Here is a 23,015-nt window from a genome sequence, read left to right on the forward strand (position 1 = left end):
CACCACCGATTATGAAAGCTTATAATCGGTGGTGCAGTTTTTTATTTCGCATAAATAGAAATGCCGTTCAATATGATAGTCGTAAAACATGAAGGAGACTTTCATGCATCAAATTCTTTCGTTTCTTCCGGATCAAATCACTGACGTAATTATTGAAGCGGCAGGTCCCGAATTGGAATCTGTTAATGAAATCAGGATCAGAAAGGGCAGACAGATCGTGTTGAAATCGAAAGCCGGACAGCAGATCATTCGCTATGAGCCAACTGATGAAGATTGTCACAGGCTCCTTGAAAAAATATCTGATCATTCAGTGTACTCAATCTCCAGGGAGCTTGCAGAAGGGTTTATTACAGTCAAAGGCGGACACCGGATCGGGGTGGCAGGTGAGATGACAGAAAGCTTACATCAGGTCCCTACTTTTAAATATATCTCGTCATTTTCAATCCGTATTGCCCGTGAGTTCATTGGAATTGCGAATGAAATGATGACAGATATATGGCATCAAAATAAAAAGAAGTGGCCTCATTTTTTAATTTATGGACCACCTGGCAGCGGAAAGACAACTTTTATCAGAGACGCAGTCAGATTTGTTTCACAAGGAAATCAGTATATCCCGTCTAAGACCGTTTCTTTAATTGATGAGCGTTCTGAAATTGCAGCATGTTATCAGGGGGTTCCCCAGCTTACTTTTGGTCAGAACATCGATGTGCTCGACAAATGTCCAAAAACCCGCGGGATGAAAATGATGCTTAGGGCAATGTCTCCTGATGTCATCGCTGTTGATGAAATCGGCGGGGCAGCTGATGCACTAGCCGTGGAGGAGATTATATCTGCAGGCATCAAGATGATGGTGACTGCTCATGCTGAAACCGCTGAAGAACTGGAGCAGAAAAAAGAGCTGGCCTCACTGATGGCGAAGGATGATTTGTATTTGATTAAATGCAGCAAATTGAACTATAAAATTGATGCGAGATGACGTATTCAATCGGAGCGGTGTGTATCATTCTCAGTTTTACACTTGAAGGTATGAGACGAGCCTCATTACTGATTAAGAGAAGACAGGTACTGCTTGAGTGTCTAAGGCTCTGCAAATGGATGGAAAGAGAGGTTATGGACCGGAGAACATCAGTTTCCGAGATGATCAGCGTACAATGCGAATCCGGTTCAATCCTGACTGAGTTATTAAAGCAGGTTGAATCCGGCATGCTGACTGAGCCGTTTCACGCTGTCTGGAAGCGCGCAGTATTAAATCACCAGGTATTAAAGTGTTTAAAAAAAGAAGATCTGAATTGGCTTGTAAAAGTCAGTGATGCGTTTAAAAACATTCATATTCATTCTGTTGAAAAAGACCTTTCATTTACAATCAGCGGTCTGCAGGCCAGATATGAAGAGGCGCTTGAATTTGAACATAAATTTGTGAAAATATACCGGACGATTGGATTTATGGCGGGATTGATTGCAGTTTTGCTGCTTATTTGAAACCAGGAGAGATCGCGGGTGTATATAGATGGAGAAACGCTTTTTAAAATTGCCGGAATCGGACTTGCGGTTGCTTTTTTGTATACAGTGCTTGAGCAGGCTGGAAAAAAAGATTATGCACAGTGGCTTGCCTTTTTTGGTGCAATGTATGTGCTCTATATTGTTATCCAGGCGCTCGGCGACTTTTTTGAAGCCGTCAGATCAGTTCTTATGTTTTATGAATAAGGATCAATAATGGAAGAGTTACTTAAAATTGCAGGTATATGCTTTTTAATCGGATTTTTGGCATTGCTGATCAAAGAGCGGTCTCCACATATCGCAATGATGCTTGCATTCTGTGGCAGTGTGTACTTGCTGAATGAGCTGATCATTAAAGTCAGACAGGCGTCAGGTATACTGACACAACTGACGGGATACGTTCCGGGTCTTCAGCAATATTCTATTGTGCTGTTAAAGGTACTGGTCATTGCATTTGTATCAGAAATTTGTATTCACCTTGTCAAACAGCTTGAACAGCCGCTTTTAGCCATGATCATTGAATGGACAGGCAAGCTTTTGATTTTAACGATTGCTTTCCCGGTATTTATTGAATTGATGGAACAAATATTCCAGCTGCTCCCTGAAAACATGTTGCAAGGAAGGCTTTAAATGAATCAGCATCAGGAAGTTGAAACGCTTATCAAAACACAGCTTGAAAAGCAGGATCATTCCGCATGGACAAGTTATTGGACAGAGCTGAATAACAGTTACGGTGAATACCTTCCTGCTTCTCATGACAACTCAATCTGGGATGTCATATTTTCATTTGATGAGGGGATCTGGGGATGGGTTCAGGGACTGATCAGCTACACAATGGTCCAGGTACACGATCACCTTCATTTGATTTTCTGGTTAATACTTCTTTTATTATTAAGCTCTTTTATCCAAGTGATCGAACAGTCCTTCAGTGATCATAAAGTCGCAGCAGTTAGCCCATTAATCCTGATGGGACTTGTTCTGATTACGATCACTTCGAGTGTTCAGCTGTTTCTTGAAGTTATTTTTGATTCACTTCACTCCACAGCTTCTTTTTTAAATGGCCTGCTGCCATTATATATAGCCTCAATTACACTATCTGGCGGTCCTGCTACATCAGCTGCATCATTTCCCATTATGCTGGCAATGGTTTATGTGATCACATATTTAATGAAATCAGTCATTGTACCACTATTTATTTTTTCAATTTTTTTTGATCAGCTGAACTGTCTGTCCGACCGTTACAGTATGGGGAAGGTTGCTGCGTTATGCAGACAGACCGGTCTTTGGATCCTCGGTGTCACAGCGGTTGTTTCAGTATCGATATTGTCTATTCAGACATCTGCTGCTGCCGCTGCTGACGGTGTAGCGGCTAAGTCGGTAAAAACATTAGCAGGTACAATGCTGCCGTTTGTAGGTAAGGTTGTTTCTGATACAGCAGATCTTGTTATGACATCTTCCATGCTTGCAAAAAATATGATTGGTGCAGCAGGTGGATTTATCTTAATTTTTATTGTGTTATTCCCGGCGATCAAAATGCTGATTATCGCAATCATGTACAGGCTCGCTGCAGTGATCATGGAGCCTGTAGCAGGAAGCAGGCTGACAGAGGCTGTGGATGCTGCAAGTAAAGGTATGTTTCACCTTGCGGCGGCACTTCTTCTGACAAGCTGTATCTTTTTTATTTCGATCATTGTGGTTATGTTCATCAGCAATATCCCAATAATGATTCGCTGAGGTGATGATCATACAGTTTTTGACAGAGTGGGCGACAGGGCTCGCGGTATTGATTTTACTTGTACTGGTCACTGACATTTTGACACCTTCTGAAGTGTGGAGACCGTTTATCAAATTTACTGCAGGATTAATTTTTCTGTTCTGGTTTATCAATCCCGTCAAGCATGTATTAAACGATGCAGAGTCTTTCACCATTTTATTTCCTGACACCATTGAAAAATGGATTCATGAAGAAAAAGTGAATGGTGAAGCAGTAATTGAAAGCATGACAGCCGATCAGACTGCATACATATTAGAACAAAGTGAACAAAGCCTCTTGCCGTTGCTTGAAGAAAAGTGTGGCTGTGAAATTGATTCACTTCAAATTGTTCAGCAGGATAATGAATTTCGGATCGTGCTATCAACCAACATTGATAGGGGGGGACTTGAACAACTGGTCACTCAAATTTCAGCACTGCTTGAAATCCCGAAAAAAAACATCATCATATCTGATTAATACCGGAGGATAGAATGAATAAAATCAAAGAAACGATTTTTTCTTCCAGAGACCCGACATTTCAAAAAAAAATCCCGATCATTATATTACTTCTTTTCATTGGTGTCATGATCATCACACAGAATAGAGATCCTCAGGAACCTGAATTGACAGAAGAAGAAACGGCAGACCAGGTGACGGAAATTTCGGACCTGGAGCGGCAGCTCGAAAAGAAAATGACGACACTGCTGAAAAAATCGCTCGGAACGTCAAAAGTGGATGTCATGATTACGCTCAGCAGTGGTCAGAGGTTAATATATGAGCGCAATGAATCAATTCAGCAGGATAGTGGAGAAGAACAAAGGGAGAACCAGCAGTCTGTATCCGGAAGAAAATCCACTACTTCGGAAGTTGTTTTCGGACAAGCATCATTAAATGGTGAACCGGTGTTGAAATACATTGAAAAACCCCCGGTTTCAGGCGTATTAATTGCAGCTGAAGGTTCAGAGTCAGCAGGTATCAGAAAACGTATTATTGAAGCAGTCTCCAAAGCGCTTGATGTATCTACGCACAGGGTGGCTGTCATACCATACGAATAAGGGGATGAGCGTATGTTGAAAAAGCAAACTGTCTGGCTATTGACAATGATTGGTCTTGTAGTCCTGCTGTCGGTTTACTATGTCATGTCACCGACTTCTCAGACTGCCGTTACATATGAGGATTCTGAAGTTGTCAGCACTGAAGATGGTGAAGAGTGGGTATTTGAAGATGAAGTGGAAGTGTCAACTGAAGGCTCACCTGAAGATTTGTTCAATGTACTGAGAATGGAAGTTCAGGACGAAAGAAGCGCATTGAAAGAACAGCTGACATCTAAAGTCGCTTCAGCCGATTTTTCAGCAGCCGAAAAAGATGAAGCTTATGAAGCCATGGAAGAGCTGAATCGACTTGAGTCAAAGGAAAAACTGATCGAAACGATGATAAGGGCAATGGGGTATGAAGATGCACTGGTCAGAACAGATGATGATCGAGTATTAATTACAGTTAAGTCGATTGAACACGAGCATTCCAAAGAAGCCGCCAATGAGCTGGTTCAGCTTGGGCGCAGAGAAATGGGAGAAAATACTTTTGTATCTGTCATGTTTGAACCGGCAGAATAACCTCAGCTAAAATGCCCTTTAAGCCACCGTCAGGAGGCTTAAAGGGCATTTTTTTTATGGTGTTCAGTTATTTTAGGAAACAAAATTTGTGTTACAATCAGATTTGTGAAAGCGTTTTATCTGCTCTTTTCTTGCCTGTCTTGAATTTTGGTTAAGTATTAGCGTATGATAATAGCAGCTGCTGCTAATTAATATGATGATCAGGGAGTGTAAAATATGTTAAAAGTACAAGAAATCAGAGAACTAATTAAATTAATCGACCAATCCTCAATTGATGAATTTACATATGAACAGGATGGCGAAAAACTGAAACTGAGAAAGCAGGCTAAAAAATCAGCTGATTATTCAGAACCGGTTCAGCAGGCTGAGCCAGTTGTTCAGCCAGCAGAAGAAGTAAAAGCACCTGCTCCTGCACAAAAGGAAAAGCAGCCTGAGCCAGTTCAGGAAGCTCAGCCGGAGCCTGCAGCAGACCTTGAGAATACAACAGAGATTAAATCACCGATGGTAGGAACTTTTTATGAAGCATCATCACCGGATGCCGGGCCATTTGTAAAAGTGGGTTCAAAAGTATCTGCTGATACAACGGTTTGTATTGTTGAAGCAATGAAATTATTTAATGAAATTGAAGCTGAAACTGAAGGGGAAATTGTTAAGATCCTCGTAGAAAATGGCCAGCTTGTTGAATACGGACAGCCTCTATTTCTTGTTAAAAAGTAGTTAGGAGAGAATACGTATGATAAAAAAAGTATTAATTGCCAACCGGGGAGAAATCGCAGTACGCGTGATTCGTGCGTGTAAAGAAATGAACATTGAAACCGTCGCTGTTTATTCAGAAGCGGATAAAGAGGCACTTCACGTTCAGCTTGCAGATGAAGCGGTATGCATTGGACCGAAACTATCAAAAGACAGTTATTTAAACTTTACGAATGTGATTTCAGCTGCCAAACTGACGGGTGCTGATGCAATCCACCCGGGTTACGGCTTTTTGGCTGAAAACGTTGATTTTGCTGAATTGTGCAGAGACTGCAACGTTACATTTATCGGACCGAGTCCTGAAGCAATCTCTAAAATGGGAACAAAAGATGTAGCCCGTGAAACGATGAGAGAAGCGGGAGTACCGGTTGTTCCAGGTTCAAAAGGGATAATTGCCTCAGTTGAAGACGGACTCGCTCTCGCTGAAGAAATGGGATATCCAGTCATCATTAAAGCAACTGCCGGTGGAGGCGGTAAAGGAATCCGCGTGGCAAAAAGCAAAGAGGATCTTGAAAAAGGTATTAAGGCAACGCAAAGAGAAGCTGAAGCTGCTTTTGGAAATCCGGGTGTGTACATAGAAAAGTTCATTGAAGATTTCCGTCACGTTGAAATTCAGGTGATGGCTGATACACATGGGCAGACGATCCATCTCGGAGAACGCGACTGTACAATCCAGAGAAGACTTCAGAAACTGCTTGAAGAAACGCCTTCCCCTGCACTTGATCAGGAGGTCCGTGAAAAAATGGGTGATGCTGCTGTGAAAGCGGCTGAAGCTGTTGGTTATACAGGCGCCGGGACAGTTGAGTTCATTTATGACCATAATGAAAAATCATTTTACTTCATGGAAATGAACACAAGAATTCAGGTTGAACACCCTGTAACAGAAATGGTGACAGGTGTAGACCTGATTAAAGAACAGATCAAAGTTGCTGCTGGTGAAAAACTCAGCATCTCACAGGATGAAGTAACATTTACAGGATGGTCAATGGAGTGCAGAATCAATGCTGAGAATCCTGAAAAGAACTTTATGCCTTCAGCAGGAAAGATTACGATGTATCTTCCACCGGGCGGTCCTGGTGTAAGAGTTGATTCAGCTGCATATACTGGTTATGAAATCCCGCCATATTATGATTCTATGATCGCTAAAGTAATTACGTATGGGGCTACACGTGAAGAGGCAATTGCGAAAATGAAGCGTGCGTTATCTGAGTTTGTTGTTGAAGGTGTTCATACTACGATTCCATTCCATTTAAAGCTGTTAAGCCATGATGTATTTACAGGTGGAGACTTCAATACGAAATTTCTTGAGAAGTATGATATCATGACAAAAAAGGCTGATTAAGAGGGGGATCATATGACTGCTGAAAATGAAAATAATTTATTACAAATGAGCAGCATTGCACAAAACCAGCTTGGTAAAGTTGAAATTGCACCTGAAGTGATTGAAGTGATCGCAGGCATCGCAGCTTCTGAAGTTGATGGTATTGCACAGATGAGAGGCAATTTTGCATCAGGTGTTGCTGAGAGGCTCGGTAAGAAAAATCACGGTAAGGGAATTAAAGTTGAGCTCGGTGACGAAGGAATTGTGCTTGACGTCTATTGTACAGTGAAGTTTGGTGCAGCAATTCCTGAAGTTGCGCAGAAGCTCCAGGATAATATCAGACAGACGCTCCTTAATATGACTGCACTTGAAGCAGATGAAGTAAACATTCATGTAGTGGGTATCCAGTTTGAATCAGCTAAGACTGAAGATGAAGAGAAAGAATAACAACATGAGACAACAGCTGAAATGGCTGTTGTCTTTTTTTTAGGAGTGTAAGCGCATACCTTTCTTGAATTTTAAAATTCGTGTCATGTTGAGTTAGTAGGGAGCTTCATTTTATGCTATGATCTTTTGTAGACATGGATATTATGCAAATAGAGAAGGAGTTAAACCAGAAATGAAAAGAAGAACGGCCAGAGAGAAAGCGCTGCAGGCGTTGTTCCAGATGGAAATGAATGAAATGACGCCGGAAACAGCGATTGAAAATATTCTGGAAGACGAAAAAAACGACGATTATTTAACAGACCTGGTAGAGGGTGTTAGCGGTCACCTGTCTGAGATTGATCAGGTTATACAGAATCATCTTGAAAAGTGGAAGATCGAACGACTTGCAAGAGTAGACCGTAACATTCTGAGAGTTGCACTGTATGAACTATTATATAAAAAAGAAGATGTTCCTCACAATGTGGTCCTGAATGAAGCGGTTGAAATTTCAAAGCGTTTCGGTGATGAAAAATCAAGCAAATTCGTGAATGGCCTTCTTTCAAAGGTAGTTGCAAACTTACATTCACGTGATTGAATCACGGGAGGAAATGTTGAATGTCAGCTGAAATCATTGATGGTAAAAAAATTGCTCAATCGATGCGTGAACAATTGAAAAACAGAATTGCACAATTGAATGGCGTAAAGCCGGGACTTGCAGTGGTCCTGATCGGAGATAACCAGGCTTCAAAAACATATGTCTCAATGAAGCAAAAGGCATGTGAAGCACTCGATATCTATTCGAAGCTTGTGAAATTACCTGCTTCTGCTACTGAATCAGAGCTTCTTGATATTATTCAGGAGCTGAATAATGATTCATCAATTCATGGAATTCTTGTTCAATTACCGCTGCCTGATCATATTAACGAAACATCAGTTATTGAAGCGATACACCCTTCAAAAGATGTAGATGGATTTCATCCGATCAATATCGGGAGGCTGCAGACAGGCGGAGAAGCATTTTATCCGTGTACGCCAAACGGAATTATGAAAATGCTCGAACATCATGAGATTGACCCTGCTGGGAAACATGCTGTTGTTGTCGGCAGAAGTAACATTGTCGGTAAACCGATGGGTCAGCTGCTGCTCGGTAAAAGTGCGACCGTCACATACTGTCATTCTAAAACAGCAGATCTAAAAGCGCATACACGTCAGGCGGATATTTTAATTGCTGCTGCAGGTATACGCAATCTGATCACTGCAGATCATATTAAAGAAGGCGCAGTTGTGATAGATGTTGGTATGAACCGTGATGATGAAGGGAAATTATGCGGAGACGTCGATTACTCACAGTGCAGCCAAAAAGCATCAGCCATCACCCCTGTTCCAGGCGGTGTTGGTCCAATGACGATCACAATGCTGCTGTTTAATACAGTTGAATCAGCTGAGCGTTTTTCAAGATAACATAAAGCTTCAGCTTAGCGGTTCCGGTTAGTTTCTCGGAACCGCTTTTGCATATTTAGGAGTGTTAAAATGTCCACTTTAAGATACATAACTGTCAGTGCACTGACAAAATACATAAAAAGAAAATTTGACGCTGATCCCCATTTATCCGGGGTATTGATTAAGGGTGAAATATCAAATCTGAAGCAGCCGTCAAGCGGACACATATATTTTACTTTAAAAGATCAGAAAACACGGATCAGTGCGGTAATGTTTTCATCCGCAGCCGGATCATTAAAGTTTAAGCCGGAAAACGGCATGGAAGTTCTGCTTCAGGCGGATGTTTCAGTTTTTGAATCAAGCGGACAATATCAGTTATATGTGAAAAAAATGGAACCGGATGGTGTAGGTGCGCTTTACCTTGCTTATGAACAGCTGAAGGAAAAGCTCCAAAAAGAAGGTTTATTTGATCCAAATAAAAAAAGGACCTTACCGCCCTATCCTGAAAATATAGGGGTCATTACATCTGCATCCGGGGCAGTAATTAAAGATATTATGACGACAGCCGCAAGGAGATACCCAATTGCCACAATTTGCCTTTACCCGTGTTCTGTTCAGGGTGAAAAAGCTGTACCCTCTATTATCCAGGCACTAAATGATGCCAGCAGGGATTCTTCTCTTGATCTATTAATTATCGGCCGTGGCGGCGGATCTATTGAAGAGCTGTGGGCATTTAATGATGAACAGGTCGCAAGGGAGATTGCATCCTTTCCTGTACCGGTCATTTCTGCTGTGGGACATGAAACAGATGTGACGATTGCAGACTTTGCTGCTGATCTGCGCGCGCCAACCCCTACTGCTGCAGCGGAGATCGCTGTTCCGCATATTGAAGAGGTCAGAGAACGGGTGATGAATATGGAAATAAGAGCCCACAGATCAATCTCGCAGCTGATTCAGAATCAAAAGCAGCAGCTCAAAAAATATACGGACTCAATGGTATTCAGAAAACCTGGAAAAATGATTGAACCGCACGCACAGCAGTTAGACAGATTAAATGAACGGCTGTACCGGGAGAGTGCAAAATACCTTCAAAATGCTGAATTAAAAAGAGAAAGAATGCATGAGCGGTTAATCAGACTTAACCCGTCAAGCCAGATAGAACGTAAAAAAAATAACCTCGACCGGCTCGTGGACCGGCTTGAGCATACGACAGTGAAAAAAGTAAACGCAGGACGGCAGCGTTTTATTCAGGCTTCAGCATCCCTTGAAGCGCTGAGCCCGCTGAAAATCATGAACAGAGGGTATTCTCTCGTATTTAATGAATCAGACGAGCTTATTAAAAGTAGCAGTCAGGTAGAAGCTGGAGATAAAATTAAAGTGTCACTTCAAACCGCAGATTTAATCTGTAAAGTGGATCAAAAAGTGGAGCGTGATCATAATGGAGAAAAATAAAGAATATTCGTTTGAAGAAGCAATGGAAGGCCTTGAAAAAATAGTGGAGAAGCTTGAAGAGGGAGATGTCCCTTTAGAAGAAGCGATTGATTATTATAAAAAAGGTGTTGAACTTTCAAAGTTGTGTCATGAAAAACTGCAAAGTGCGGAAAAGCAGCTTGCTGTGATGATGACTGAGGACGGGGAAACGCCGATTGATCCGGAGGAATTATCTGAATGAATGCGCTTGGAAAATTCAGTCATACTCAAAGAATCCTGATAGAAGAGGAGCTTACTTCTGCCATCAGGGAACTCAACGCTCCTGAAACACTAAAGGAATCAATGCTGTACTCGATCAATGCAGGCGGGAAAAGAATCCGTCCGTTATTATTGCTTGCTGTGATGGAAACGTTCGGAGGTGAAACTGAAAAAGGCTTAAAAACAGCAGCGGCGCTTGAAATGATCCATACGTATTCGCTGATTCATGATGATCTGCCAAGTATGGATGATGATGACCTGAGAAGAGGTCTGCCTACCAACCATAAAGTCTACGGTGAAGCAGTTGCGATACTAGCAGGAGATGCGTTACTGACAAAAAGCTTTGAACTTGTCGCTGACTCTTCAATTGATCCTCAATCGAAAGTAAGCATTATTTCCATGCTATCAAGCGCTTCAGGCGCAGAGGGAATGGTCGGTGGTCAAATCGCTGATATTGAAGGCGAGAATAAGCCATTATCACTTGAAGAACTTGAATCAGTTCACAGACGGAAGACTGGCAGGCTGCTTGAGTTTGCTGCAACAGCAGGAGGACTACTGAGCGGTCTCGGTCAAAATGAATTAAATCAGTTACGACAATTCGCTGAGCATATTGGTCTTGCATTTCAAATCAGAGATGATATTTTGGACGTCGAAGGCAAGGTGGAAGAAATAGGGAAACCTGTCGGCAGTGATGAAGGGCGTCAGAAGAGTACGTACCCTGCCATACTCGGGATGGATCAGGCAAAAGAGAAACTGGCTTACCACCTTGCTGAAGCGAGAGGCTTACTTTATGATCTGCATGAAGAACCTGTGCTGCTACTAGAGCTGAGTGATTTAATTGGAAGTCGTAAAAACTGAGTTTATTGCAAGACATCGGAAAAATGAATATGTTATACTGCCATAAATGGGTGGTGCAGTATTCTAGTCAGTCCGCCGTTTCCGAAGGTGGGCCTAAAAATCCACTAAAGGGCATATCGATGAAGTTCCTGGTTTAGGCTTGAGGCGCCCAGCTTTGGGCTTTTTCTGGGAGTAAGGTTTGCGGGCGATCCACAATGGCATGTGGGCGATGACCCGCTTACCGCGGAGGCTTTCATTCTCAGCTGGCATAAAGCATATGCAGGTGAATGATTGTATGAACCTGTGGAAGTGATGACAATCAGCCACAGCGTAGCCTGCCTTGAGTGGAAGGTGAGGGGATTACGGTTACAGAGAACACATTAGTTGGCCATTAATATGTTCTTTTCAGCCCGTATGAAATCACTTCTGCAAAAGAGGATAAGGAATCTGGATCAGGGCTGCCGGGGAAATCTCCTAGACTGTACACACACGTGTTCAGAGGATTAGAGTGCGGACTAAGTGGTAATCCAGTCCGGCAGCGGGTAACCCTGCCGAATTCGATATAATGGGAAACCGCCGGTATGGCAACAGCCGGTGTCGAATTGGGAAAACCTACTGGACCTAAGCCGTAATGTTAACTCTGATCACGACCACCCCCTTTTTTAGTGATAGGTGTGATATCGATTGAACAGCTTCTTACATAAAACAATAAAATGGAGTGTTACGATAGCCGTTATCACAGGAGTGTTAGCGGCTATTTTTTCACTTCTTTCCACAAGTATACTTAATCAGGTGAACTGGACTGTAGGACTGATCGTCGTGCTGATGATTGTAGTAATCGGCGTATTTTTTGACATGCTGGGTATTGCAGCAGCAGCTGGCGAAGAACAGCCTTTTCACGCTATGGCTGCCAAAAAAGTATACGGTGCTAAGCATGCCATACGAATTGTCAGGAATGCAGACCGTTTTGCCAGTTTCTGTAACGATGTGATCGGCGATATTGCCGGTATCATCAGCGGGGCAGCTGCAGCCATTGTGATTATCCAGCTTGCTAATGAACTTCAGCTTGGTCAGGGTTCACTTGTAGAAAGTTCAATAAATATCGGACTGACGAGTCTGATTGCAGCGCTCACTGTTGGCGGAAAAGCGATGGGAAAGTCCCTGGCAATCACTTTTTCCAAAGATATCATATTCAGGGTGGGAAAAACCCTACAATTTCTTGAGGAAAAGCTACACATTGTTATAATGAAAGATACAAAGAAAACGAAATAGAATTCATTTTGGGGTGCAGCGGGCTTTTTTGTAAAATCCCGTCATCCCCTCTAGAGAAAGTGAGTGATCCGGGTGGAGATAAATCAAATTAAAGGCCCTGGTTTTCTAAAAAGCCTGAACAAAGAACAATTAATTGAATTAAGTGAGGAAATCCGTACATTTCTGATTGAAAAATTATCAGCAACCGGCGGTCATATTGGACCGAATCTGGGAGTTGTGGAACTGACGCTTGCGCTTCATAAGCATTTCGACAGCCCTGCTGACAAATTTCTATGGGATGTCGGCCACCAGTCCTATGTACACAAAATCCTTACAGGACGGGCTGATCAATTCGATACGCTCAGACAATATAAAGGGTTATGCGGATTCCCAAAAATGATTGAAAGCGAGCACGATGTCTGGGAAACCGGACACAGTTCAACTTCGCTGTCAGCTGCCATGGGTATGGCGATTGCCAGAGATATAAAAGGAGACAGCAATTATGTTGTTCCAATTATCGGAGACGGTGCCTTAACAGGCGGCATGGCGCTAGAAGCACTTAACCACATTGGTCACGAACAAAAAGATATGATCGTTGTCTTAAACGACAATGAAATGTCAATTGCACCAAACGTTGGTGCACTGCATAGTGTGCTTGGACGTATGAGAACGGCAGGCAAGTATAATAAAGCCAAAGATGATTTGGAATATCTGATCAAAAAAGTGCCGGCTGTTGGCGGAAGGCTTGCATCTGCGGCTGAACGGGTTAAGGACAGCCTCAAGTATCTGCTTGTTTCAGGTATGTTCTTTGAAGAGCTGGGCTTCACTTATTTAGGGCCTGTTGATGGACATAATTTTGATGAGCTAGATGAAAATATTAAATACGCTAAAAAAACAAAGGGTCCTGTGATCCTTCATGTAATCACTAAAAAAGGTAAAGGCTTTCATCCGGCTGAAAACGATACAGTCGGCACCTGGCATGGAACAGGCCCTTATAAAATCGACACAGGTGATCTGATTAAATCATCTGCAAAGGCACCAGGCTGGAGCGCGCTTGTTGCTGAAACTGTTCGTAAAGAAGCAAGAACCGATGAGCGGATTGTTGCAGTTACACCTGCAATGCCGGTCGGCTCAAAGCTTGAAGGGTTTGCGAGTGAATTCCCTGACAGAATGTTTGATGTCGGAATCGCAGAACAGCATGCAACGACGTTATCTGCAGGTCTTGCAACGCAGAATATGAAACCGTTCCTTGCGATCTATTCCACATTCCTTCAGCGTGCTTATGATCAGGTTGTACATGACATTTGCCGCCAGAATCTGAATGTGTTTATTGGTGTAGACCGTGCAGGCCTTGTAGGGGCAGACGGCGAGACGCATCAGGGTGTATTTGATGTTGCTTTCTTAAGAAGCCTTCCAAATATGGTTGTTATGATGCCAAAAGATGAAAATGAAGGTCAGCATATGGTGCATACAGCATTAGCATATGATGATGGCCCAATTGCCATGAGATATCCGAGAGGAAACGGGCTTGGTGTTCCTATGGATGAAACACTGCAGCAGATTCCTATTGGCAGCTGGGAAGTCCTGAAAGAAGGAACTGATGCAGCAATTCTTACGTTTGGTACGACCATACCAATGGCGCTTGAATCTGCAAAAGAGCTTGAAGAAGAGGGAATTTCAGTCAAAGTGATTAACGCAAGATTTATCAAACCTCTTGATGAGGCAATGGTAAAGGATTTACTTGCTGTAAATATGCCGATTCTGACAATCGAAGAAGCAGTGCTGCAGGGCGGGTTTGGAAGTGCGGTACTTGAATTCGCTCACGATCAGCAGTTCTCTCATGCTAAGATCGAGCGAATGGGGATTCCAGATCAGTTTATTGAACATGGAAATGTTGATCAGCTGTTAGAAGAAATCGACCTTACTTCCGAACAGGTTGTAAATGTCATCAGGTCGATTGTTCCATTGAAGGAGAAAAGAGCCTGAGCATGAAAATAAAAAAGCAAAGAGTTGACATTCTACTTGTGGATCAGGGACTTGCAGAAACACGTGAAAAAGCGAAAAGAGCGGTTATGGCAGGGCTGGTTTTTCATAATGAAACCAGACTTGACAAGCCTGGAGAAAAAATCCCTGAAGATGCAGTGCTAACGGTTAAAGGCAAAGTGATGCCTTATGTAAGCCGGGGTGGATTGAAGCTTGAAAAGGCACTAAAGGAATTCAATATAGATGTACAGGATAAATGTATGATTGATGTGGGTTCTTCAACAGGAGGATTTACTGACTGTGCACTTCAAAATGGTGCCAGACAGTCCTATGCAGTGGATGTAGGCTATAACCAGCTTGCCTGGAAACTGAGACAGGACCCAAGGGTTATTGTCATGGAAAGAACAAATTTCAGGTACCTGACACCTGAAGATCTGTCACAGGGATTACCTGATTTCGCTTCTATTGACGTATCCTTTATTTCATTAAGGATCATTCTTCCGGTCTTAAAGACATTACTTAAGCCGGGAAGTGATGTACTTGCGCTCGTTAAACCACAATTTGAAGCAGGGCGGGAACAGGTAGGAAAAAAAGGAATTGTCAGAGATCATCATGTACATCTTGAAGTGGTAAAAAGAATTTCTGATTTTGCAACAGAGTGCGGCTTCAGTTTGTTAAATGCATCATTTTCACCGATTACAGGAGGAGATGGAAATATAGAGTTTCTATTTCATCTTCAGACAATAGAATCGGGAAAAGGTGAGATTTCAAGCAGCGTTAAACTTGAAGATGTCGTATCAGAAGCGCATAAAAGTTTTAAAAAAACAAAAGTTGAGGACAGCCTATAGGCTGTTCTTTATTTATGACTTTACGCTTCTGCAAATATGACCGGCCACTTCTGCTCACGTTAGTGTACAAAATGGAAAATGTACGTTAAGATAACTGTATATTTAAGCATAAATATTCATACAGACGGAGTGAAGAGATGATTAATAAAGGTCAAAGACATATTAAAATCAGAGAAATTATTGTGAATAATGATATAGAAACACAGGATGAACTTGTAGATGAATTAAAAAATGCAGGATTTCCTGTTACACAGGCTACGATTTCAAGGGATATAAAAGAATTGCACTTAGTAAAAGTGCCTCTTCATGACGGCAGATATAAATATTCTCTGCCGGCTGACCAGCGCTTTAATCCGCTTCAGAAACTAAAAAGAACGTTAACGGATGCCTTTGTAAGAATTGATGGTGCCGGTCATCTGCTTGTTATGAAAACTCTGCCCGGAAATGCGAACGCAATCGGGGCATTAATCGACAATCTGGACTGGGACGAAATTCTCGGTACCATTTGCGGGGACGATACTTGCTTAATTATATGCAGATCAGAGGATGAAGCGGATACGATTTCAAAACGCTTTATTGATATGCTTTAAACAGGGGTGATGTTGTTTGTTACAGGACTTATCAATACGTAATTTTGCGATTATAGATGAACTGTCTTTGTCTCTAGAAGAAGGTCTTACAGTATTGACTGGTGAAACAGGGGCAGGTAAGTCGATTATTATAGATGCGGTTCAGCTCCTTGTAGGTGCAAGGGGTTCGGCTGAATTTGTCAGACACGGCGAAAAGAAAGCTGAAATAGAAGGTGTGTTTTCAGCACCTGCCGGCCACCCGGTATTTAATAAGTGCCAGGAATTCGGTATCGAGATCGAAGACGAAATGGTTTTGCTGAAAAGAGATATTTCTTCTTCCGGTAAAAGTTCATGCCGTATAAATGGAAAGCTCGTAACAATTTCTATTTTACGCGAGGTAGGAAGTGCGCTTATTGATATACACGGTCAGCATGAAAGTCAGGAATTGATGGATGAATCCGCTCATATTAATCTGCTTGATCAATTCGGCGCTAAAGAAATCAGTGAAGCAAAAAACAATTATCAGGAAATTTATGACGTCTATGCCGATCTAAAAAAGCAAATCAGATCATTATCTGAAAATGATCAGCAAATGGCACACAGACTTGATCTGATTCAGTTTCAGTATAAGGAAATTCAGGATGCTGATCTCTCAATTAATGAGGATGAAGAATTGATGGAGGAAAAAATCAGGCTGTCCAATTTCGAAAAGCTGTATGAATCACTGCAAACTGCATACGATGCTCTTCAGGGTGAACAGCGCGGACTCGATTGGACGGGCCTGGCTATGTCGAATATGGAACACGCCGCTGCTATTGATGTCGAATTAAAAGATGTCAGTGACGCAATCAGCAGCCAGTTTTATCTGCTCGAAGATTCAGCAAGGGAGATCAGGCAGCATTTGGATGGGCTTGAATTTGATCCAGAGAGACTCCAGATGATTGAGGACAGACTGAATGAAATCAATCAGCTAAAACGTAAATACGGCTCAAGCATTGAAGATATAATGGAATATTTCTCAGGTATTGAAGAAGAAATTGAAGCCATTACAAATAAAGACTCATCACTCGAAGAATTGAAATATAAACTTGAATCAGTCAAAAAAGATTTATCTGTAGAAGCTGAAAATTTATCTGCTCTCAGAAGAAAGTGGGCAGATATTTTAACAGAAGCGATTCATGGTGAATTAAAAGCACTCTACATGGATAAGGCTGTCTTTAAAGTATATTTTGCTGAAACCAGACCTGACCAATACAAAGCGGATGGCGTGGATGAAATCGAATTTTATATTTCTACAAATCCGGGTGAACCGTTAAAACCATTAATCAAAGTAGCATCAGGCGGAGAAATTTCGAGAATGATGCTTGCGCTTAAAACAATCTTCTCTCAGCACCAGGGGATCACTTCCATTATATTTGATGAGGTTGATACCGGCGTCAGTGGAAGGGTTGCGCAGGCAATTGCTGAAAAAATTTATTCAATTTCATCCCACTCGCAGGTGCTGTGTATTTCCCACCTTCCTCAGGTAGCTGCGATCAGCGACCGTCATTTGTTTATTTCAAAAGAAGTGAAAAATGATCGTACGCACACGAGTGTCAGTCCTCTCGATAAAGAGGACAGAGTGAAGGAAATCAGCAGAATGATTTCAGGAGTTGAAATTACCGATCTGACCATCAGTCACGCAGAAGAGTTGATTAACCTGGCGCATACAATCAAAAAGTCAGCTGTGTAAAAGCTATCCATTAACGGATAGCTTTTTTCTTTTGGCTTGCTGATATTTTTCCTCTTTTCGCTCAAATTATAATTAGTGGAGAGGAGGGATGCAGATGATCAAAAAGCTGATTCTAGCCGTTTTAGTCTTTAGCTCTGTAACAGCACAATATTGTGCTGCAATCGAACTGATACCAGGCGGTCAGTCAATTGGAATTGTTCTTGAAACAAATGGTGTATTAGTCACGGGTTTTTATGCTCCTAGTAATGAAATATCTCCTTCAGAGCGGGCTGGAATTAAAATCGGAGACAGAATCAGCAGCGTAAACGGAAAAAAAATTCAAACTGTAGAGGAATTGAACACTTTAATTAGTAAAGTTCAGTCAGAAGAAACGATCAGTCTTGAAGTAATCAGAGATAAAAGCACATTCACAAAACAAGTAAAGCTGGTTAAAAATGAACACGGTCAATCACAACTTGGATTTTTTGCAAAGCATGAGATCTACGGAGTCGGAACACTAACTTATATTGATCCTGAAACACTCCGTTTTGGAGCGCTTGGACATGTTGTTTCTGAGCAGCATACCAGACAGCCTGTTGAAATGAAAAGTGGTCATATTAAAGCAGCAGATATCAGAGATATTCAAAAGAGCAGGGCAGGCAGTCCGGGTGGTAAAATTGCATATTTAAATGATAAAACTAGCATGCTCGGTGAAATAAAAAAGAATGCATCGACCGGCATATTTGGTGAATTATTTCAGCGTGAGATCAGTGGTGAAGGTGCAAAAGCAATGAAAACTGCTCAAAAGCATGAAGTAAATAAAGGAAAAGCTGAAATTTTGACTGTATTAAAAGGACAGGATATTGAAGCCTTTCAAATCGAAATTCTTGAAACAGATGCGACGCTTCCAAGTGGAGAAAAAGGGATGAAGATCCGTCTGGCTGACCCTGGTTTAATTGATAAAACAGGTGGAATTATTCAGGGGATGAGTGGAAGTCCGATCATACAGAATGAACAATTAATTGGCGCAGTTTCACATGTATTAATTCACCAGCCAAATGAGGGATATGCACTTTATATAGAAGATATGCTGAAAGAACAGGCCTCCTAACCTGTTCTTTTTTGTACATATCTGTAAAAAAGTTGGACCTTGTGGAATTTCATGATAAACTGTAAATGAATTCGACATTATGTCAGTTAATGTTGAAATATATCGAAAAATAGAGCATACAAGAGTATTCGAAAGAAAAATTGTATATTTTTTAAAAAAGTCTTACAATGAGAAGGGATTTATTTCCGCGTGTCGAATACATTAAGTGAGAAATCATAATGGGGAGGAATTATAGTGGAGAAGATGAAGGTTTGTATTATTGATGATAATCGTGAATTAGTATCAACATTAGAAACATTTATTAACAATCAGCCTGACATGGAGGTAGTTGGTACTGCATTTAACGGGCAGGAATTTCTAGATATGATAGAAGAAACATCAGTGGATGTCTGCCTGCTTGATATCATAATGCCTCATATAGATGGATTGAATGCACTTGAAAAAATGAAAGAGCTTGAGCTTGAAAAGAACCCCCATGTGATTATGCTGACTGCATTCGGCCAGGAAGATGTAACGTCTAAAGCGCTTGAACTTGGTGCATCCTACTTTATTCTAAAGCCGTTTGACATGGAAAACCTGCTGCAGGTGATCCGTCAGGTACTTGGTAAAAAAGAACGTCCGATGATGAGCGGTGCAAAGCGTGAGAAAAATAAAAAGCCAAACCTCGACGCGAGCATCACAAGTGTTATTCATGAGATAGGTGTACCTGCTCATATTAAGGGGTATATGTATCTAAGAGAAGCGATTTCGATGGTGTATCATGACATCGAACTGCTGGGCTCAATTACAAAAATTTTATATCCTGATATTGCTAAGAAATTTAATACAACATCTTCACGTGTTGAGCGGGCGATCCGTCACGCAATTGAAGTTGCGTGGAACCGCGGTAACGTAGATGCAATAACAAATATGTTTGGTTATACCGTATCAGCTGCAAAGTCAAAACCTACTAATAGTGAATTTATTGCGATGGTTGCAGACAAGCTGAGACTTGAGCATAAAGCAAGCTGACAAATAAGTAGACAGAACGCCAGTATCCAAACTGGCGTTTTTACTTTTAATTTAATACTTGTCCAAAGGGGTGATGATCATGACAAAAGTATTTGCTCACCGTGGAAGCTCTCTAAAATATCCGGAAAATACAATGCTGGCCTTTAAAAAAGCTGAAAAAACAGGCTGCTACGGAATTGAACTGGACGTACATATGTCTAAAGACGGCTATCTATTCGTCATCCATGATGAAACGGTCAACAGAACAACAAATGGCAGAGGATATATTAAGGATTTAACTAAAAAAGAATTGAAAAAACTTTCAATTAAAAGAAAATGGTTAGGGAATGAAAAAATTCCTTTGCTCGATGAAGTACTTGAATGGGCGGGTAACACCAGGCTGGTCATCAATATTGAAATAAAAAACGATAAGATACAGTATGAAGGAATAGAAAAAGCGGTTGTGCAAAAAGTTGCAGAATATGGTTTAGATCAACGCGTGGTTTATTCAACTTTTAATCATGAAAGTGTGAAGATATTGAAAAGAATCACTTCTTCAGAGGTGGCGGCACTCTATTCAAAAAAAGGGATCAATCCTGTTTTACTCGCCGGATCCACAGGGGCAGATGCGATTCATGCAAATCACCGGGTTATGACTGAACAGCTGATGAAAGATTGTCAGCATCATCACATTCCTGTCAGGTTATATACATTGAACAAACCTGTGCTTATTGAGAAGTGGATCGATGCAGGACTTGCGGGCGTGATAACAGATAATCCGGAGCTTGCAGAGAAAATATTAAAGGAAAAGCAGTAAAAGCTTAAACCGCTTTTACTGCTTTTTTTTAATGAAGCGCTGCTGCACTTTATTTTTTTTGCGGTCCCGGTGCAGAAGAAAACCGCCAATAAAGCTCAGACCTGCAAGAAACATGATCAGTCCGAGGAAGAATTGAAGGGAAAGTGAAGGGAGCCAGGAAACCTGAAGACCAAAAAACATATCCCTCATCAGCTTTATCCCGTAAGCAGCCATAACGCCTGGGATTAATAGAATAATTAATGCGATCATACGTGCCATATATTAACTCCTTAAAACATTCATTTATGTACAAACTATGCTATGTATAAAAAGCATTGTCAAGGAAAGGGCTTTCATGTACAATAAAGTAGGTTGCAAGATATTGCGTGAAATTGAGGGAAGGATGAAATATATTGCAAAAGGTGCTGATTGTCGGAGCTGGGCGTGGAGGTGTCGCCTTGCTGCAGGTAATGGCTGAAAGTGATGCTTTCTCGGTGTATGCAGTTGTCGATCACGATCCGCAGGCGCCGGGTCTTACATTGGCACAGTCACTAAACATTGAAACGGGACAGGATTGGAAAAAATATTTAAGTGATCAGACTGATATCATTATTGATGTTACAGGTGATGAAGAAACCTTTAATCAGCTGAGGGAAGCAAGATCGAGAAAAACAGTCTTAATTCCCGGAAGTGTAGCATCCCTTGTTTATCAGCTGTTAACAGAAAAAGAATCGCTAATTACTCATCTCGAGCATGATTCTTACATAAGAGAACTTGCCATGAATTCTACACACGACGGAATGATCGGGATTGATTGTGATCACAGAATTATTTTATTCAATAACAGAGCGGCTGAAATGATCGGAATCGAAAAAGATAAAGCACTTCACCAATCCATTTATCAAGTAGTTCCGCTCAGTGGGCTGCCGAGAATTATCGAAACAGGGCGTACAGAAAATAATCAGGAGCTTATCCTTGATAACGGCACGAAAGTCGTTACGACCAGAATCCCGATGGTAAATGAGTCAGGTGACGTGATCGGTGCATTTGCAGTGTTCAAGGATATTACTGAAGTTGTGAACCTTGCTGAGGAAATGACAAACCTGAAGGAAATTCAAACAATGCTTGAAGCGATCATTCAATCAAGTGATGATGCCATTTCTGTAGTGGATGAACAGGGACGGGGCTTAATGATCAACAGGGCTTACACTAGATTAACAGGGCTTAGTGAATCTGAGGTCATTAATCAGCCGGCAGAAGCAGATATCTTTGAAGGTGAAAGTATGCATATGCAGGTCCTTAAAACGAGGCGACCTGTCCGTGGAGTGAAGATGCTTGTCGGTCCAAACAGAAAAGAAGTAGCTGTGAATGTCGCGCCGATTATTGTAAACGGTCAATTAAAAGGTAGTGTCGGCGTAATTCACGACTTATCAGAAATACACCAGCTGACATCAGAACTTGACCGTGCAAGAAGAATTATCCGGTCACTTGAAGCGAAATATACGTTTGAAGATATTCTCGGGAATTCAGATGAAATGTTACTTGTAACAGAGCAGGCGAAAGTAGCTTCTAAAACAAATACAACCGTATTGCTCCGTGGTGAACAGGGTAGCGGAAAAGAGCTGTTTGCTAATGCGATTCATAATGGAAGTGACAGAAAGTATAACTCGTTTAACAGAGTGAATTGCGGAAGCATGCCTGCAGCGTTTTTACTTGATACACTCTTTGGCACTGAAGCTTCAGAAGGGCTTTTTGAACAGGCTGGCGAAGGAACAGTATTTCTTGATGAGATTGGTGAGCTGAGCCTGGAAGCGCAAAAAAAATTGCTCAGTACACTAAAAACCAGAGAAATTGAAAAGAATTCTAGTGAAGTGGTTCCGTTCAAAGCGAGAGTTATAACCGCTTCTCATATCAATCTGGAAAGGGCGATTGCAAAAGGGCAATTCTCAGAGGAGTTATACTACTATCTTTCCAGATTAACGCTTCAGCTGCCGCCGCTCAGAACGCATAAACAGGATATGCCTGTTATATGTGAAAGGCTGATCCTTAAGCTCAATCAGTCATTTGGGAGAACAGTTAAAGGGATCTCAAAACCTGCACTTGAGCAGTTAATGGACTATGAGTGGCCTGGAAATGTCAGAGAGCTTGAGAACGTATTAAGCAGAGCAATGATTTTTATGGATCAAAAAGAAGAGACCATAGAACAGAAGCACCTCATCCCGCTTCAGAGTGAACCGGCACTAAAACGTGAAATGAATGGTCCGTTAGCTGAACAGCTCGAGCATGTTGAAAAAGAAATCATTGAGCAGACATTGAGAAAACATAATGGAAATAAAACAGCGAGTGCGAAAGAACTCGATATCTCAATCAGAAACCTGTATTACAAAATTGAGAAATATCAGGTGGAAACTGAAAGGAGTGGATAGA

Annotated in this window: 26 protein-coding genes; 25 read left to right on the forward strand and 1 reads right to left on the reverse strand. The window is 41.6% G+C overall.

Going from position 1 to position 23,015, the window contains the following annotated elements; translation table 11 throughout:
- The first annotated feature begins 103 nt into the window (after positions 1–103).
- The 24 genes from ACH6CZ_RS01905 (at position 104) to ACH6CZ_RS02020 (ending at position 20,609) form a co-directional block, all read left to right on the forward strand.
- Positions 104–976 carry an ATPase, T2SS/T4P/T4SS family gene (locus ACH6CZ_RS01905; protein ID WP_374095739.1) on the forward strand — a complete coding sequence of 291 codons (873 nt, stop codon included), beginning with the start codon at positions 104–106 and terminating at the stop codon, positions 974–976.
- Positions 973–1,479, forward strand: a complete 507-nt coding sequence (locus ACH6CZ_RS01910) for a stage III sporulation protein AB (protein ID WP_374095740.1) — start codon at positions 973–975, stop codon at positions 1,477–1,479. Before ACH6CZ_RS01905 ends, ACH6CZ_RS01910 begins: the two co-directional genes overlap by 4 nt.
- A gap of 18 nt (positions 1,480–1,497) precedes the next feature.
- Positions 1,498–1,704 (forward strand): stage III sporulation protein AC, encoded by a 207-nt coding sequence (gene spoIIIAC, locus ACH6CZ_RS01915; RefSeq protein WP_134383229.1) that lies wholly within the window; start codon positions 1,498–1,500, stop codon positions 1,702–1,704.
- A 9-nt stretch (positions 1,705–1,713) separates the two neighbouring features.
- On the forward strand, positions 1,714–2,127 hold the full coding sequence (locus tag ACH6CZ_RS01920) for a SpoIIIAC/SpoIIIAD family protein (RefSeq protein WP_374095741.1): 414 nt from the start codon (positions 1,714–1,716) through the stop codon (positions 2,125–2,127).
- A complete protein-coding gene (locus ACH6CZ_RS01925; protein WP_374095742.1) occupies positions 2,128–3,231 on the forward strand; it encodes a stage III sporulation protein AE in 1,104 nt (367 codons plus the stop codon).
- 4 nt (positions 3,232–3,235) lie between these two features.
- Entirely contained in the window at positions 3,236–3,727 is a 492-nt protein-coding gene (locus ACH6CZ_RS01930) for a stage III sporulation protein AF (protein ID WP_374095743.1), read from the forward strand.
- A 14-nt stretch (positions 3,728–3,741) separates the two neighbouring features.
- Positions 3,742–4,305 carry a hypothetical protein gene (locus tag ACH6CZ_RS01935; RefSeq protein ID WP_374095744.1) on the forward strand — a complete coding sequence of 188 codons (564 nt, stop codon included), beginning with the start codon at positions 3,742–3,744 and terminating at the stop codon, positions 4,303–4,305.
- 12 nt (positions 4,306–4,317) lie between these two features.
- Positions 4,318–4,863: a SpoIIIAH-like family protein gene (locus ACH6CZ_RS01940; RefSeq protein WP_374095745.1), complete on the forward strand. Its 546-nt coding sequence runs from the start codon at positions 4,318–4,320 to the stop codon at positions 4,861–4,863.
- A 216-nt stretch (positions 4,864–5,079) separates the two neighbouring features.
- Entirely contained in the window at positions 5,080–5,580 is a 501-nt protein-coding gene (gene accB, locus ACH6CZ_RS01945) for an acetyl-CoA carboxylase biotin carboxyl carrier protein (protein WP_374095746.1), read from the forward strand.
- A gap of 16 nt (positions 5,581–5,596) precedes the next feature.
- Positions 5,597–6,958, forward strand: a complete 1,362-nt coding sequence (gene accC, locus ACH6CZ_RS01950; protein ID WP_374095747.1) for an acetyl-CoA carboxylase biotin carboxylase subunit — start codon at positions 5,597–5,599, stop codon at positions 6,956–6,958.
- 12 nt (positions 6,959–6,970) lie between these two features.
- Positions 6,971–7,384: an Asp23/Gls24 family envelope stress response protein gene (locus tag ACH6CZ_RS01955; protein ID WP_374095748.1), complete on the forward strand. Its 414-nt coding sequence runs from the start codon at positions 6,971–6,973 to the stop codon at positions 7,382–7,384.
- Between the two features lie 172 nt (positions 7,385–7,556).
- Positions 7,557–7,958 carry a transcription antitermination factor NusB gene (nusB, locus tag ACH6CZ_RS01960; protein WP_374095749.1) on the forward strand — a complete coding sequence of 134 codons (402 nt, stop codon included), beginning with the start codon at positions 7,557–7,559 and terminating at the stop codon, positions 7,956–7,958.
- Positions 7,959–7,978: 20 nt separating this feature from the next.
- Positions 7,979–8,824: a bifunctional methylenetetrahydrofolate dehydrogenase/methenyltetrahydrofolate cyclohydrolase FolD gene (gene folD / locus ACH6CZ_RS01965; protein ID WP_374095750.1), complete on the forward strand. Its 846-nt coding sequence runs from the start codon at positions 7,979–7,981 to the stop codon at positions 8,822–8,824.
- A gap of 69 nt (positions 8,825–8,893) precedes the next feature.
- Positions 8,894–10,255 (forward strand): exodeoxyribonuclease VII large subunit, encoded by a 1,362-nt coding sequence (gene xseA, locus ACH6CZ_RS01970; RefSeq protein WP_374095751.1) that lies wholly within the window; start codon positions 8,894–8,896, stop codon positions 10,253–10,255.
- Positions 10,242–10,475 carry an exodeoxyribonuclease VII small subunit gene (xseB, locus tag ACH6CZ_RS01975; protein ID WP_374095752.1) on the forward strand — a complete coding sequence of 78 codons (234 nt, stop codon included), beginning with the start codon at positions 10,242–10,244 and terminating at the stop codon, positions 10,473–10,475. Before xseA ends, xseB begins: the two co-directional genes overlap by 14 nt.
- Positions 10,472–11,350, forward strand: a complete 879-nt coding sequence (locus ACH6CZ_RS01980; RefSeq protein WP_374095753.1) for a polyprenyl synthetase family protein — start codon at positions 10,472–10,474, stop codon at positions 11,348–11,350. Before xseB ends, ACH6CZ_RS01980 begins: the two co-directional genes overlap by 4 nt.
- Before the next feature lie 663 nt (positions 11,351–12,013).
- Positions 12,014–12,601, forward strand: a complete 588-nt coding sequence (locus ACH6CZ_RS01985; protein WP_374095754.1) for a hypothetical protein — start codon at positions 12,014–12,016, stop codon at positions 12,599–12,601.
- Positions 12,602–12,673: 72 nt separating this feature from the next.
- Complete coding sequence (gene dxs, locus ACH6CZ_RS01990; RefSeq protein ID WP_374095755.1) at positions 12,674–14,566, forward strand: 1-deoxy-D-xylulose-5-phosphate synthase; 1,893 nt, start codon at positions 12,674–12,676, stop codon at positions 14,564–14,566.
- A 2-nt stretch (positions 14,567–14,568) separates the two neighbouring features.
- On the forward strand, positions 14,569–15,411 hold the full coding sequence (locus ACH6CZ_RS01995) for a TlyA family RNA methyltransferase (RefSeq protein WP_374095756.1): 843 nt from the start codon (positions 14,569–14,571) through the stop codon (positions 15,409–15,411).
- A gap of 140 nt (positions 15,412–15,551) precedes the next feature.
- The gene (ahrC, locus tag ACH6CZ_RS02000) at positions 15,552–16,001 is read left to right on the forward strand and encodes a transcriptional regulator AhrC/ArgR (RefSeq protein ID WP_374096494.1); all 450 of its coding nucleotides are present in this window, start codon (positions 15,552–15,554) and stop codon (positions 15,999–16,001) included.
- A 16-nt stretch (positions 16,002–16,017) separates the two neighbouring features.
- Positions 16,018–17,712 (forward strand): DNA repair protein RecN, encoded by a 1,695-nt coding sequence (gene recN / locus ACH6CZ_RS02005; protein WP_374095757.1) that lies wholly within the window; start codon positions 16,018–16,020, stop codon positions 17,710–17,712.
- Between the two features lie 94 nt (positions 17,713–17,806).
- Positions 17,807–18,802, forward strand: coding sequence for a SpoIVB peptidase (spoIVB, locus tag ACH6CZ_RS02010; RefSeq protein ID WP_374095758.1), 996 nt, complete (start codon positions 17,807–17,809; stop codon positions 18,800–18,802).
- Positions 18,803–19,045: 243 nt separating this feature from the next.
- Positions 19,046–19,813: a sporulation transcription factor Spo0A gene (gene spo0A / locus ACH6CZ_RS02015; protein WP_374096495.1), complete on the forward strand. Its 768-nt coding sequence runs from the start codon at positions 19,046–19,048 to the stop codon at positions 19,811–19,813.
- Between the two features lie 79 nt (positions 19,814–19,892).
- A complete protein-coding gene (locus tag ACH6CZ_RS02020; protein WP_374095759.1) occupies positions 19,893–20,609 on the forward strand; it encodes a glycerophosphodiester phosphodiesterase in 717 nt (238 codons plus the stop codon).
- A 15-nt stretch (positions 20,610–20,624) separates the two neighbouring features.
- Here the strand turns inward: ACH6CZ_RS02020 and ACH6CZ_RS02025 are convergent, their stop codons facing one another.
- On the reverse strand, positions 20,625–20,867 hold the full coding sequence (locus ACH6CZ_RS02025; RefSeq protein ID WP_374095760.1) for a DUF2627 domain-containing protein: 243 nt from the start codon (positions 20,865–20,867) through the stop codon (positions 20,625–20,627).
- Positions 20,868–21,001: 134 nt separating this feature from the next.
- Here ACH6CZ_RS02025 and ACH6CZ_RS02030 point away from each other — a divergent pair, with 134 nt between their 5' ends.
- Positions 21,002–23,014, forward strand: a complete 2,013-nt coding sequence (locus ACH6CZ_RS02030; protein ID WP_374095761.1) for a sigma 54-interacting transcriptional regulator — start codon at positions 21,002–21,004, stop codon at positions 23,012–23,014.
- Position 23,015 lies beyond the last annotated feature (1 nt).

The sequence above is a fragment of the Jeotgalibacillus sp. JSM ZJ347 genome (genome assembly GCF_044383825.1).
Taxonomy (GTDB): Bacteria; Bacillota; Bacilli; order Bacillales; family Jeotgalibacillaceae; genus Jeotgalibacillus.